Source organism: Hyalangium ruber (genome assembly GCF_034259325.1).
GTDB classification, from domain to species: domain Bacteria; phylum Myxococcota; class Myxococcia; order Myxococcales; family Myxococcaceae; genus Hyalangium_A; species Hyalangium_A rubrum.
The window spans coordinates 659,046-671,191 of sequence record NZ_JAXIVS010000004.1 but is presented as its reverse complement, the minus strand read 5'-3'; the positions used below and the strand labels follow the sequence as shown (position 1 = coordinate 671,191).

Below are 12,146 nucleotides of genomic sequence, written 5' to 3'. Positions count from 1 at the left end.
GTCAGGGGGCCATGCGCAACCGCAGGCCCCCGCGCAGCATCAGGGGCTGTCCGAGGGTGTCGATGCCGGCTCGGCCCACGAGGTAGCGGCGGTCGAGCAGGTTCTCCACCGCGGCGAAGACCTCCAGTCCTCCCACGAGCCGCCGGCTCACGAAGGCATCCACCACGGCATAGCCGCCCATGCCGCGCTCGTTCAGGTCGTCCTCGAACTGAGGGCCGGTGACGCGAAGCTGGAGCGTGGCGGTGAGCAGCGCCGGGTCATCGAAGGTGACGATGGCGGTGGCCCGGTGCGCGGGGTCCTGAGCGAGCTGCTTGCCCACGAGGTCCGGATTGCCGGGCGCCGCGCGAACCTCCGAGTCCACGAAGGTGTACGCGAGCAGCGCCGTCCACTGGCGGGACACGCGCCAGTCGGTGCTCGCTTCCACGCCGCGCACGCGGGCCCGGCCCAGGTTCTGCCGCTGTCGCGCCGTGCCATCCGGCAGCGGGGTTTCGAGCGTGGCGTTGATGATGGGCTCCTCCAGCTCGTTCCAGAAGCCTGTCACGCGGCTGGTGAGCCCCTTCATGACGGAGGCTTCGACTCCCGCCTCGCCGCCGATGAGGCGCTCGGCGCGCAAGGTCTCATTGGCGGCGGTGAGCACGGTGCCGACCTGGAAGGGGCGGTACAGCTCATTGAGGGTGGGCGCACGGAAGGAGCGGTAGCCAGAGGCGCGCAGGGTGAGCGGCTCCCAGGGGCGCCAGCGCACCCCGAGGCGCGGGCTGAGCTGCTGCTCGCTCCGGTCGGCGAAGGTGACGCTGTCCACCTCGCCTCCCAGGCGCTCCACGCGGCGAGTGCCCTCCACGTTGCGCCACACATCCCAGCGCAGCGCGGCCATCAGCTCGACCTCGGGTGTCACGGTGTAGAGGTCCTGCAGGAACAAGCCGCCGAAGCGCTGTTCTCCCCCGGTACGGCGCAGGGCCGTGGCGGCGGGATTCGCGGTCGCGGGGAAGAGGCGCTCGTCAGAGGTGCCCGCCACGCGCCGTACGTCCGCGCCCGCCGCGAGCACGTGCGTGCCGCCCAGCTCCCACGCGGGAGCGGTCCACATGAGGGAGCCGCCTTCCTCGTCCGCGGGGACGTCCTGGATGGCGGAGAGCACCTCGGTGGAGCGGTCCTGAGCCACGCGCGCGCGGCGCTGCTCGAAGCGCTGCCTGCGTCCGAAGAGCTGGAGGTCGAACTGGCCGGAGGACTCCGTGGTGAGCCGCGCATCGAAGCCAAGGAGCGCGGACTCCGCGCGGGCGGTGGTGAAGGTCGTGCCCCCGTTCTGGTTCGTACGGAAGAGGCCCACGCGCCCACCCAGCCGCAGCGCCGGGCTGGCCTCTACCTCCACGCGGCCGTTGAGGGTGGCGTGGTTGCTGGGAGCCTCTTGGTCGATGGCTCCGCGTTGCTCGGGAGCCACCACGGGGTGCCCGTGGGTGGTGAGCAGCTCGGTCTCCACGGCGGCGCCCACGGGACCCCAGCGGTCGGCGGCACGCACGGCGAGCTGACCGGTGCCGAGCAGCCCATAGGCCACGTCTCCCTCGACGCTGGGACCGGTGATGGGGCGTGAGAAGATCTGCACCACGCCGCCGAGGGCCGCGCTGCCATAGAGCGCCGAGCCACCGCTGGGGACGACCTCCACGCGGTCCATGCCCAGGCGTGGCAGGGAGCGCCAGTAGACCCAGCCTCCGAACGGATCATTGGCGGGAATGCCATCCACCAGCACGAGGCTGCGGGACACGCCGGAGGGCGCCAGCCCACGCAGGTTGAGGCCCTGGGCGGTCGGGTCCGACACGAGGCTCGAGGTGCGCCGGAACGTGGCGGCCGAGGGCACGGTGCGCAGCAGGCCATCCTGCGTGAGCGAGGGGCTTCGGTCGATCTCCGCGCGCGGCAGGACGATGACGGTGGAGGGCACATCCCGCACCGGTCGCGGCAGGCGAGTCGCGGTGACGACGGTGCCTTGCGCGACGGGAGGCGCATCGGTCCGGGAGTCCTCGGACTGGGGTGCTTCTCCAGTGGTGGCTTCACGTGGGTTGGTTTCGGGAGTGGGAGGCTCCGCACCCGCGAGCCCCGCCAGGAGCAGCGCACCAAGCGCGGTCGTCAGAAGCCAATCGATCATCCTCACGGGCTCAAACTCCCAGGCACGCAGGGGTCCTGCCACCGCGCAAGATCGATGATGCTGGATGGTGGACAGCTGCTCGGGCCTTCGGTGCAGGTATCCACCTCCCTGTTCGGAAATGTCGGGAGTTTTGGGCCTTCAGAAGTCCCGACATTTCCGAACAGCCGCAGGAGTCCCTCTGCCTGGCCAGTGCCCAGGCTCCAGCTCACCGCAGGGTGTAGAGGTAGGCAGCGATGTGTCGCGCATCCTCCTCCGTGACGTCGAGGTTCGGCATGGCGGTGCCCTGCTCCAGCTCCTGGGGATGGCGGACCCACTGCATGAGGTTCTCGGGCGAGTTGGGCAGCCGGCCCGCCAAAAAGGTGCGCTGTCCCAACGCTTGGAGAGGGGGACCTACGGTGGCGGTGGCACCCGGAACGCCCGGAATGGTGTGGCAGGAGCCGCAGCCATACCGGGAGATGGCCGCCTTCCCGAGTGCGGGGTCTCCCCCCGTGACGATGGCGGCGGACTGTTCCGCGTCGCGCTTGCACCCGGCCAGCAGGAGCACGGCCACGCCCCACCATCGCCCGCTCATGGAGCGCCCTCCTCGGGGAGCTCCGCTCGCGTGTAGGCCACGCGCCGCTCCGCCTCGCCGAGCCACGCGGCGAAGAGCGCCAGCCCCACGACGATGAAGAGGGCGCCCGCGGGAACCCACATGATGAGGCCCGCCAGTTGTTGGTCCTCCAGCGCATCGAGCCCTCCAGCCTGGGTTCGGCCCTCATAAATGGGGTACCAGACGGAGCGCGCGAAGGTGAGCAACGCCCCCAGGAGGCTGGTGTGGGCGGCGGTGGCGAAGACGAACAGCACGGCGACGCCATAGCCCACCCGGCCGTAGCGCCCGCGGATGAGGGCCCACCAGAACAGCGCGGCGGTGCCGAAGAACATGAGGTGCTGCACGGCATGAACCGCCTCGCTCCGCAGGGCGGCCTGGAAGAGCGAGGGGATGTGCCAGACCCATCGGGCCAGGGCATGGAGCAGGAGCACGAGGAAGGGCCCGGTGACAGCCCGCCAGACCGCACGCACCCCGGAGTGCTGCATCCACCCAGTCACCCGCGCACGGGCCCTGGGGGCCAGCGCCCACAGCGCGGGCAGGTGCGGCCGGCCGAGAACGAGCAGCGGCGCGGCGACGAGCATCAACAGCTCGTGCTGCGTCATGTGCGCGGAGAAGAGCAGATCGCTGAGCCTGTCGAGCGGGGACAGCAAGGCCACCGCGACGGTGAGCCAGCCCAGGGCGAAGGCTCCCACCTCCCAGCGTCGCACGCCACGCGCGGTGCCCGCGCGGCGCCACAGCGTGCGCACGCCCCGGACATACAGGAAGGCCGAGAGCCCGAGCGTCCCCAGCACGAGCGGATCCCACGTCCACCAGCCCATCACCTCCGAGACGGTGAGGGCGGGGTGCTCCCCGCCATGGGCGAGCGCGACGGCCGGAGCGAGCAGGGCGAGCAGCGCGAGCGCTCGCGAGGAGGCGGATGGCTCAGTCACAGGGACTCAGGAGGAAGGTGGAGATGGAGTTGGAGACGATGACGAGCGCGAACAGCGCGCTCTCGACGAGCCCCAGGAGCGCCATGAAGCGAGCCCGCCCCGGGCCTTCGGACTCCAGCGAGGCCGGCTCGGCGCGCAGGGCCTTCCACGAGCGCCAGGCCGCCAGTGCCCCCACGCCCACGAGCAGCAGTGCTCCGAGCGTCAGGCCATGCATCAACAGCGGCTGGGCCTGCCGGCAGTCGGTGGTGACGACGCTGTAGCTCACTTGCAGCAGGAACAACCAGGCCAGCGGCGGAGCGAGCACACCCACCCAGAGCGCCGCGTCGCGGCGGGTGCTCGAAGCCTCGGGTGGGGGCTGGGACCGTGCCATGCCGGACTCCTTGCCGTGGGCGCGCCTCAGGCGCGGAACAGGTTGGGGGCCATGAAGAGGAGGACGTAGAAGGGCACCCAGCTGGCGACGACGAAGAACCAGTACATGCCGTTGACCCGCACGTCGACGAGGTGCTTCTCCTCCACGGGCCCGATGAAGAGGACCGCGGCGATGACGAGGTTCTCCAGCGTGGACGCGATGATGTGGACGGTGTGTAGGCCCACGAGGGTGAAGAAGATGGAGCCGTAGGCATGGCTGTCCCAGCGGAAGCCCACGGCCTGCATGTTGATGATGCGGATGGCGAGGAAGGCCAGTCCCAGGAGGCTGGCGAGGACGAGTCCCCAACGCATCCCCCGGAGCTTTCGCTTCAAGGCGGACGTGTTGGCCCAGTGCATGGGCAGGCAGCTCAGGAGCAGGAGCCCCATGTTGACGGTGGCCAGCACCCGGATGATGGGGTCACTGCCCGAGGGCGGCCATTCGAAGTGGTTGCCTCGGATGTAGAAGTAGGAGGCGAGGCCCAGGACGAAGACGGTGCTCTCGATGACAATCAACCCCATCACGCCCCACCACAGCGGGTCGCGCTGGCCGAACGCGAAGGTCGGCAGGTGCGAGACGTCGAGGGTCCGGCGGCGGTTCACGGCTGCTCCTCGAGGAGTTCTTCCCGGTAGGGCTTCTTCGGCCAGAACCAGCCGGTGAGCGTGATGAGGGCCAACCCGGCGCCGATGACGATGCCCCAGGGCGTGAAGATGGAGACGGTGAACGCCACCCCGCTGCTCAGCGCCACCGCGAGCGGCCACAGCGAGGGCCCCGGCTGTTCCATGCGGTGGTCCGGCTCGGCGTCCATCAGCCGGGTGACGAGCACCTCGGGCCGATCACTCCGCACGCCGGTGACGATGGGCTGGTCCACCGCCTGGGTCCACAGCGCGTAGCGCCCGCGCACCGTGGGCAGGTGCAGGAAGTTGTACGGCGGCGGGGGAGAGGAGGTGGCCCACTCGAGTGTGTCGGCATCCCACGGGTTGTCACCGGCCACGGCGCCGCGTTTGCGGCTCCAGAAGACGTTGACCACGAACAGCACGAGGCCCACCGCCATGATGAAGGTGCCCACGGTGGCCAGCAGGTTGAGGTCCGTCCACCCGCGGTCCGGGGCGTAGGTGTAGACGCGGCGGGGCATGCCCATCAGCCCCAGGTAGTGCATGGGGAAGAAGGTGAGGTTGAAGCCTGCGAAGAAGAGCCAGAAGTGCCACTTGCCCAGCCGCTCGCTCAGCATCCGCCCAGTGAACTTGGGGAACCAGTAGTAGAAGCCGCCGAAGAGCGGGAAGACGGCGCCGCCGATGAGCACGTAGTGGAAGTGGGCGACGACGAAGAAGGTGTCGTGGACCTGCAGGTCCAGCGCATAGGCGCCGAGCATCACCCCGCTCAGGCCGCCGAACACGAAGAGGGCAAAGAAGGCGAGGATCCAATACAGCGGCAGGCGCAGCCGCAGCTTCCCGCCCCACAGCGTGGCCAGCCAGCAGAAGATCTGCACCCCGCTGGGCACGGCCACCATGAGGCTGGCGGCGGTGAAGAAGCTCTGGCCGAGCTGCGGCAGCCCGGTGGCGAACATGTGGTGGACCCACAGCCCGAAGCCGATGAAGCCAATGGCGACCATCGCCAGCACCATGGGCAGGTAGCCGAAGATCTCCCGGCGCGCGAACACCGCCAGCACCGAGGAGAGGATGCCCAGGGCGGGCAGGAAGATGATGTAGACCTCGGGGTGGCCGAAGAACCAGAACAGGTGCTGCCACAGCAGCGCGTCTCCTCCCTCGGCCGGGTTGAAGAAGTGCGTGCCGATGAGCCGGTCCATCGCCAGGTAGAGGCTGGCGAGCATCACCGCCGGCATCGAGAAGAGGATCATGAAGGCCTTCACCAGCTGGGCCCACACGAACAGGGGCATGCGGTTGAGGGACATGCCCGGCGCCCGCAGCTTGAAGATGGTGGCGATCATGTTGACGGAGCCGGCCAGGGCGGACAGCTCCGTGAAGGTGATCATCTGCGCCCACACGTCCACGCGCTTGCCGGGCGAGTACTCGGGGCCCGAGAGCGGCACGTAGGCGAACCACCCGGTGTCCGGGCCCATGTCGAGCAGGAAGCTCACGTTCATCAGCAGCCCGCCGATGAGGTACGTGTAATAGGCGAACGCGTTGAGCCGGGGGAACGCCGCGTTGCGCGTGCCGATCATCAGCGGCACCAGCAGCAGTCCCACGCCCTCCATCATGGGCACGGCGAACAGGAACATCATCGTGCTGCCGTGCATGGTGAAGACCTGGTTGTACAGGTCCGGCCCGAGCACCGTGCTCTCCGGCCGCGCGAGCTGGAGCCGCATCACCAGCGCCTCCACGCCCCCGAGCAGGAAGAAGATGAAGGCGGTGACGATGAAGCGCCGGCCGATCGTGGTGTGGTGTACGTCGCTCAGCCAGCCCTTGAGGCCCCCGAGCGGGCTCCAGGTGCGCTCGAGCTGCGCCCGCTCGCGCGCTTCGGCCTCGGACTCCAGGGGCGGCGCGTCCGGCAGGGCCGGCGAGGGGAGGACGGACCCGGAGCTCATTTCAGGCTCTCCAGGTAAGCCAGCAGCGCGTGCAGGTCCTCCGGTGGCAGGGTGATGGGCGGCATCTTGTTCCCCGGCTTGAGGCTCTGCGAGTTGAGGATCCACCCCGCGAGGTGGCCGCGCACATTGGGCAGCGTGGCGGCGGCGAGCGTCTGACGGCTGGCGAGGTGCGTGAGGTTGGGGCCCACCGTGGCCGAGGCGCTCGTGCCCTGGATGGCGTGGCACAGCACGCACGGGCCGGTGAGGAACACCTGCTGGCCGCGCTGGGTGAGCAGCTCCATCGGCGGCGCGGCGGGCTGGAGCTGGTGCTCGCGCCACTTCTCGAACGCCTCGGGCGGCTCGGCCACCACGAGGAAGGCCATCTTCGCGTGCTGGTGGCCGCAGAACTCGGCGCACAGCCCGCGGTAGACGCCGGGCTTGTCCGCTTGCAGGAGCAGGGTGTTCTCCTGGCCGGGGATGAGGTCCCGCTTGCCGGCGAGGTTGGGCACCCAGAAGCTGTGGATGACGTCGCGCGAGGTGAGCTTCAGGGCCACGGGCCGGCCCACGGGGATGTGCAGCTCATTGGCGGTATTGAGCAGCCGCGAGGGCTCGGGGTCGCGGTACTTGAACTCCCACCACCACTGGTGGCCCACCACCTCCACCTCCAGCGCATGCTCGGAGCGCAGCGCCGCCAGGGCCTTGCCCGTGAGCGTGTTGGTCACCAGCAGCACCAGCAGGAGCACCACCGTCAACGCCGCGGCGGTGGCCACCCACTGGGCCAGTCGGCGCTCGGTGGCGGGCTCCACGGCCTTCGCGTGAAGGTGGGCGCGCTTCTCCTTGGGGAGCAGGGCCTCCGCGTCCACCTCCGGAGGGCTGGAGCCGATCTCCGGATCCACGCGGCGGCGGAGCACGGCCAGCAGCATCGTCACCACCACGAGGACGAAGACGCCCGTGCAGATCGCCAGGAAGACGTTCCACAGCGCGTGGATGCGCGCCGCGCTGGGGCCCGCGGGCTCCAGCACGGACTGGGCGGCTCCCCGGCAGCCCGCCAGCAGGAGCGCGCAGAGCAGGGCCCACCCCTTCATCGCTCCTGCTCCACCGGCGCGGGAGTGGGCTTCTCCTCGGCCTTCATCGCCTCCGGGGGCTTGACGCTGAGCGAGTCGGCGCGGCTGGGCGCCACATCCGTGCGCAGCAGCCCGCTCATCGAGCGCACATAGGCGACGATCTGCCAGACCTGCTGGTCGGGAATCTTCCCCCGGTAGGAGGGCATGCCGTTGGGGCGTCCCTCCACGATGGTGGCGTAGATGTTCTCCGGCTCGCTGCCATAGCGCCACTTGGCGTCCATGAGAGGAGGGCCCATGCCGCCTCCACCCTGGGCATGGCAGCCCGAGCAGTTGAACCACTGGTAGAGCCGCTTGCCCTCGTTGAGGGCGTAGGCGTTCTCCTCGTACTGGGCCTGGGTTTGAGGGCGTGGCGTGGGCTCGCCGGGTTGCAGCTCGCTCATCTGGACGGCGTCCGCCGGGCGCGAGGAGGGCGCCAGCTCTTGGAAGCGGCGGTGCTCCCGCTCGCACGAGCCAAGCACCAGGCCCAGCAGGCAGAGGCACGGGAGGAAGTGTCGGGCGGGGAGCGCGTGCATGAGGGCTTCCTTCAGGGACGAGGCACGCCGTACTCGGTGAGCAGCGCCTCCACCTCGGGGCGGCGGCGGGAGAGCGCGGCTTCCAGCTCCGCCTTCAGCGCCTTGTCCCCGCGACGCACGCCCACGGAGATGTCGAACACGAAGGGCAGCCCGGTGGCGGTGTCCTTGCGAGGCTGGACGGGCACGACCTCCAGTTCCGGCCCGGGCCGCAGGGCGAAGTAGCCAGCCAGGGGCCCCCAGGCGATGGCCACGTCCACCTCGCCCCGGCGCACCGCTTCGATGAGCGCCGAGGGCGGGTTCTCCTGCGTGTAGTCGCCATAGAGGGTGTAGCCGACGACGTTGTTCACGATGCCGCGCCGGGCGAGCGCGTGCGCGGGCGGCGTGTTGGCCATGTCGTCGCCGATCAGGTGGACGCCGACCTTCAGCGTGCGCAGCGCCTCATCCTCCAGCGAGCCCAGCTTCAGCCCTCGGTCCTTGCGGTACACGAAGACGTAGGTGGAGCGGTAGTAGGGCCGCGTGGTGAGCGCCAGCTCGAAGTCCGCGGGCACTCCGAGCACCACGTCGCACAGGCCCGCCTTGAGGGTGTTGCGGATGAAGCCACGGCGCTGGGCCCACCACGTGTATTGCACGGTGGCCTTCAGCTCGCGCGCGAGCAGCTCGGCGAGCCGGTTCTCCAGGCCCTCCTGGCGCTGGTTGGAGAAGGGCAGGTTGTTGGGGTCCGCGCACACGCGCAGCACGCGCTCGGGCGGCGCGGCGGGCGGCTCGGTGGAGGGCGCGGCTCCCAGCAGGAGCAGGACCGCGAGCGTCTGGGCGATCACGGGCATCCTCATGGCAGGCGGAAGGTGTAGAGCATGCCGCCCCGGGTGGTGTACTTGGGCAGCTCCTTCATGGCGTTGGCGAAGCCCAGCGCGGCGCTCTGGTCGCGTGGATCCAACTGGCCCGCGACGATGGCGCCGGCCCAGCCCCCCACGCCGGAGAGCACGGAGACGTACTGCGTGCCGTCCGGTCCTCGGAAGGTGATGGGCTGGCCGATGATTCCGGAGCCCACCTTGAACTTCCACAGCTCTTGGCCGGTGCGCGCGTGGAGCGCCTTGAACCAGCCATCCATCGTTCCGTAGAAGACCACGTCCCCGGCGGTGACCAGCGCGCCGCTGAAGACGGGGAACAGCTCGGGGATGCTCCACACCTTCTTCCCGTTGAGGACATCCCAGGCGATGAACTCGCCGCCATTGCCGCCAGGGCCCGGGTACATCCGCACGTTGGCGCCGAGGTACGGTGTGCCGGCGATGTAGTTGGCCTCCAGGCCCTGCTCGTCCTGGCAGAGGTTGTTGCCGGGGATGTAGAGCAGCCCCGTCTGCGGCGAGAAGGCGGCGGGGGACCAGTCCTTGGCGCCCGGCGCCGCGGGGCAGATGTCGCGCACCGTCTTGCCCAGGCCCGGGCTCTTCTCCAGCACGGGGACGAGCTTGCCCGTCTTCAGGTCCACGCCCTTGCTGGTGGTGATGTGCGCGAAGGGAACGGCCGAGAGCACCTCGCCGGTGGCGCGGTCCAGCACGTACACGTAGCCGGTGCGCCCGGGGTGGATGAGCACCTTGCGCGGCTGGCCGTTGACGGTGAGGTTCGTGATGATGGCCTCGTTGATGCCGTCATGGTCGAACAGATCGTGCGGGCTCCACTGGTAGAACCACACGGCCTCGCCGGTGTCCGGCTTGCGCGCGAAGATGCCGCACGTCCACTTGTTGTCGCCGGGGCGCTGCTCGGGGTTCCACGGGCCGGGGTTGCCGGTGCCGTAATAGAGGAGGTCCAGCTCGGGGTCGTACGAGAGCCACCCCCACACGGTGCCGCCGCCGATCTTCCACTGCTCGGGAGGCCAGCTCTTGACGCCCAGGTCCTTGCCACGGTCCTGCTCGTAGAAGGGCTTGAAGTTGGGGCCGATGAGCACGTCCGAGTCCGGCCCGGTGCTGTAGGCGCGCCACAGCACGGCGCCCGTCTTCGTGGAGAGCGCCGCCGCCCACCCGCGCACGCCGAACTCGCCGCCGCTGTTGCCGACGATGACCTTGTCGCGCACGACCAGCGGGGCCATGGTCATCGTCTCGCCCTTGTTGATGTCGCCGAGCTTCGTCTTCCACAGCTCCTTGCCCGTCTGCGCGTCCACGGCCACGGTGTGGTTGTCGAGCGTGTTGTAGAAGAGGCGCCCGTCGGCGTAGGCCGCGCCGCGGTTGACGTGGTCACAGCAGGCCACGCCCTGGGCGGCCGGGGAGGGCTGGGGCTCGTACACCCACTTCATCGGCGCGCCCTCCTTGGAGAGGTCCAGCGCGACCAGATGGTTGGGAAACGGGGTGACGACGTACATCGTGTCGCCCACCACGAGCGGCGCGGCCTCGTGTCCGCGCACGAAGCCGGTGGAGTACGTCCACGCCACCTTCAAGTCCTTCACGTTGGTGGCGTTGATGTCCGTGAGGCGGCTGAAGCGGGTGTTGGCGTGGTTCTTCGCCGCCATGACCCACTGGGTGTCATCCTCCTGGAGCTGGGAGACGTCGAACTGGGCCTTGTCGAGCTGAGGGCTCTTGGCGCCCGAGGCGGTAGAGGCGGGCGGCTTCGGACTCTTGTCCTTGCAGGCGGGCAGGAGCGCGAGGACGAGCGCGACGAGGAGCGCACGCGTCCCGAGAACGGAGTTCAGGGCGGGCGGTGAGCTGGAGGTGTCCTGCGCGGGGAGCGGCATACGCGCTCCAGCGTATGGACTCTTTGTAAGAAGTTCGGGTGAGCGGTTTCGCTTCCTGCACCTAGGTACGAGCCACAGTGTTGACTACCCAAAGGGTAGGGTGTCGGGCGGGAGACCCAACGCCTAGCGTGCGACGGCGATGCCCCAGGGCAGGGTGCCCACGCGGATGCGCTTGAGCACCGCGCCCGACTGGGCGTCGATGACGGCGACATCGTTGGAGGGACCGTTGGCGGTGTAGAGCTTGCGGCCGTCGGGGCTGACGCCGATGCCCCAGGGGCGGGTGCCTACGTCCTCCACGGTGCGGACGACCTGGTTGCTCGCGATGTCGATGAAGGAGAGGGACTTTCCGCGACCGTGGGTGACGTACAGCGTCCGGCCATCCGGAGAGAGCGCGGTGCCCATGGGCCTGGCGCTCGCGGGCTCGATGGGGATGGTGGTGAGGACGCGGTGCTCTCGGGCATCGGCCACGGTGATGGTGCGGCCGAACTCCGCGGCGATGTAGGCGCGCGTGCTGTCCGGGGTGAAGGCGACGGAGCGAGGCCTGTCACCGGTGGGGATGCGCGCCACCACCTCATGGCTCGAGGTGTCGAGGACGAAGACCTGGCTGTCCTGCTCGCTGGTGACGTAGACGGCCCGGCCATCGGGCCGCGTGGTGACGCCCTCGGGCTCGCGGCCGACGGGTACGGTGCGCGTCACCCGGCCCGAGGCGAGCTCCACCACGGAGGCGAGGGCCGCATCCTCATTGGAGACGAACAGGTGCTTGCCGTCGGGGGTGATGTCGAACGTCTCCGGGTCATTGCCGCTCTCCAGCGTCTTGACGAGCTCGAGCGTGGCCACGTCCACGAGCGCGATGCCATCGGCGCTCCGGTCCGGAGGGGGCAGGGTGCTCTCGTCCACGCCTGGAGGGGCGCGGGGCGAGCCGCTCACGGCCACGTAGAGCGTCTTGCCGTCGGGGCTGAGCCGGAGCCCCCGGGGGCGCTTGCCCACGAAGACGGTGGCGACGACCTGATCCGTCGACGGGTCAATGACGGAGATGTCGTTGGACTCCTCGTTGCTGACATAGACGCGCGGCCCCGTGGGCGCCTGCGCGCCTCCGCTGGCGCAGCTCAGGGAGCCACGGCAGGAGGCAACGAGGAGCAACAGGCACGTGAGTGCCAGGGGCGCACGTCCACGGAGGCAGGTGAGGCGCATGGCCGCTGTCTAAAGGAGCGT

Annotated in this window: 11 protein-coding genes; all 11 read right to left on the bottom strand. The window is 69.7% G+C overall.

The genetic code is table 11. The features are described from left to right. Position 1 precedes the first annotated feature (1 nt). The 11 genes from SYV04_RS14945 to SYV04_RS14895 all read right to left on the bottom strand — a co-directional run bounded on the left by SYV04_RS14945 (position 2) and on the right by SYV04_RS14895 (position 12,125). Positions 2 to 2,131: a TonB-dependent receptor gene (locus SYV04_RS14945; protein WP_321546422.1), complete on the bottom strand. Its 2,130-nt coding sequence runs from the start codon at positions 2,129 to 2,131 to the stop codon at positions 2 to 4. A gap of 205 nt (positions 2,132 to 2,336) precedes the next feature. Then, positions 2,337 to 2,702 (bottom strand): c-type cytochrome, encoded by a 366-nt coding sequence (locus SYV04_RS14940; RefSeq protein ID WP_321546421.1) that lies wholly within the window; start codon positions 2,700 to 2,702, stop codon positions 2,337 to 2,339. Next, positions 2,699 to 3,649 carry a cytochrome c oxidase assembly protein gene (locus SYV04_RS14935; RefSeq protein ID WP_321546420.1) on the bottom strand — a complete coding sequence of 317 codons (951 nt, stop codon included), beginning with the start codon at positions 3,647 to 3,649 and terminating at the stop codon, positions 2,699 to 2,701. Before SYV04_RS14935 ends, SYV04_RS14940 begins: the two co-directional genes overlap by 4 nt. Further along, positions 3,642 to 4,019, bottom strand: a complete 378-nt coding sequence (locus tag SYV04_RS14930; RefSeq protein ID WP_321546419.1) for a hypothetical protein — start codon at positions 4,017 to 4,019, stop codon at positions 3,642 to 3,644. The genes SYV04_RS14935 and SYV04_RS14930 overlap by 8 nt, the downstream gene beginning before the upstream one ends. A gap of 26 nt (positions 4,020 to 4,045) precedes the next feature. Beyond that, positions 4,046 to 4,657, bottom strand: coding sequence for a cytochrome c oxidase subunit 3 (locus SYV04_RS14925; protein ID WP_321546418.1), 612 nt, complete (start codon positions 4,655 to 4,657; stop codon positions 4,046 to 4,048). Continuing rightward, positions 4,654 to 6,600 carry a cytochrome c oxidase subunit I gene (gene ctaD / locus SYV04_RS14920; protein ID WP_321546417.1) on the bottom strand — a complete coding sequence of 649 codons (1,947 nt, stop codon included), beginning with the start codon at positions 6,598 to 6,600 and terminating at the stop codon, positions 4,654 to 4,656. Before ctaD ends, SYV04_RS14925 begins: the two co-directional genes overlap by 4 nt. Then, entirely contained in the window at positions 6,597 to 7,664 is a 1,068-nt protein-coding gene (gene coxB, locus SYV04_RS14915) for a cytochrome c oxidase subunit II (protein WP_321546416.1), read from the bottom strand. The genes ctaD and coxB overlap by 4 nt, the downstream gene beginning before the upstream one ends. Further along, positions 7,661 to 8,215, bottom strand: a complete 555-nt coding sequence (locus SYV04_RS14910) for a c-type cytochrome (protein WP_321546415.1) — start codon at positions 8,213 to 8,215, stop codon at positions 7,661 to 7,663. The genes coxB and SYV04_RS14910 overlap by 4 nt, the downstream gene beginning before the upstream one ends. Positions 8,216 to 8,226: 11 nt before the next feature. After that, entirely contained in the window at positions 8,227 to 9,033 is an 807-nt protein-coding gene (locus SYV04_RS14905; protein WP_321546414.1) for a substrate-binding domain-containing protein, read from the bottom strand. Between the two features lie 8 nt (positions 9,034 to 9,041). Further along, positions 9,042 to 10,934: a methanol/ethanol family PQQ-dependent dehydrogenase gene (locus tag SYV04_RS14900; protein ID WP_321546413.1), complete on the bottom strand. Its 1,893-nt coding sequence runs from the start codon at positions 10,932 to 10,934 to the stop codon at positions 9,042 to 9,044. Between the two features lie 123 nt (positions 10,935 to 11,057). Then, positions 11,058 to 12,125 carry a YVTN family beta-propeller repeat protein gene (locus SYV04_RS14895; RefSeq protein WP_321546412.1) on the bottom strand — a complete coding sequence of 356 codons (1,068 nt, stop codon included), beginning with the start codon at positions 12,123 to 12,125 and terminating at the stop codon, positions 11,058 to 11,060. Between the last annotated feature and the right edge of the window lie 21 nt (positions 12,126 to 12,146).

Excerpts from the sequence above, each read along its gene's own strand:
- ctaD (WP_321546417.1), bottom strand. The coding sequence starts at position 6,600 with ATGAGCTCCGGGTCCGTCCTCCCCTCGCCGGCCCTGCCGGACGCGCCG.
- SYV04_RS14895 (WP_321546412.1), bottom strand. The coding sequence starts at position 12,125 with ATGCGCCTCACCTGCCTCCGTGGACGTGCGCCCCTGGCACTCACGTGC.
- SYV04_RS14900 (WP_321546413.1), bottom strand. The coding sequence starts at position 10,934 with ATGCCGCTCCCCGCGCAGGACACCTCCAGCTCACCGCCCGCCCTGAAC.
- SYV04_RS14910 (WP_321546415.1), bottom strand. The coding sequence starts at position 8,215 with ATGCACGCGCTCCCCGCCCGACACTTCCTCCCGTGCCTCTGCCTGCTG.
- SYV04_RS14930 (WP_321546419.1), bottom strand. The coding sequence starts at position 4,019 with ATGGCACGGTCCCAGCCCCCACCCGAGGCTTCGAGCACCCGCCGCGAC.
- SYV04_RS14945 (WP_321546422.1), bottom strand. The coding sequence starts at position 2,131 with ATGATCGATTGGCTTCTGACGACCGCGCTTGGTGCGCTGCTCCTGGCG.
- coxB (WP_321546416.1), bottom strand. The coding sequence starts at position 7,664 with ATGAAGGGGTGGGCCCTGCTCTGCGCGCTCCTGCTGGCGGGCTGCCGG.
- SYV04_RS14940 (WP_321546421.1), bottom strand. The coding sequence starts at position 2,702 with ATGAGCGGGCGATGGTGGGGCGTGGCCGTGCTCCTGCTGGCCGGGTGC.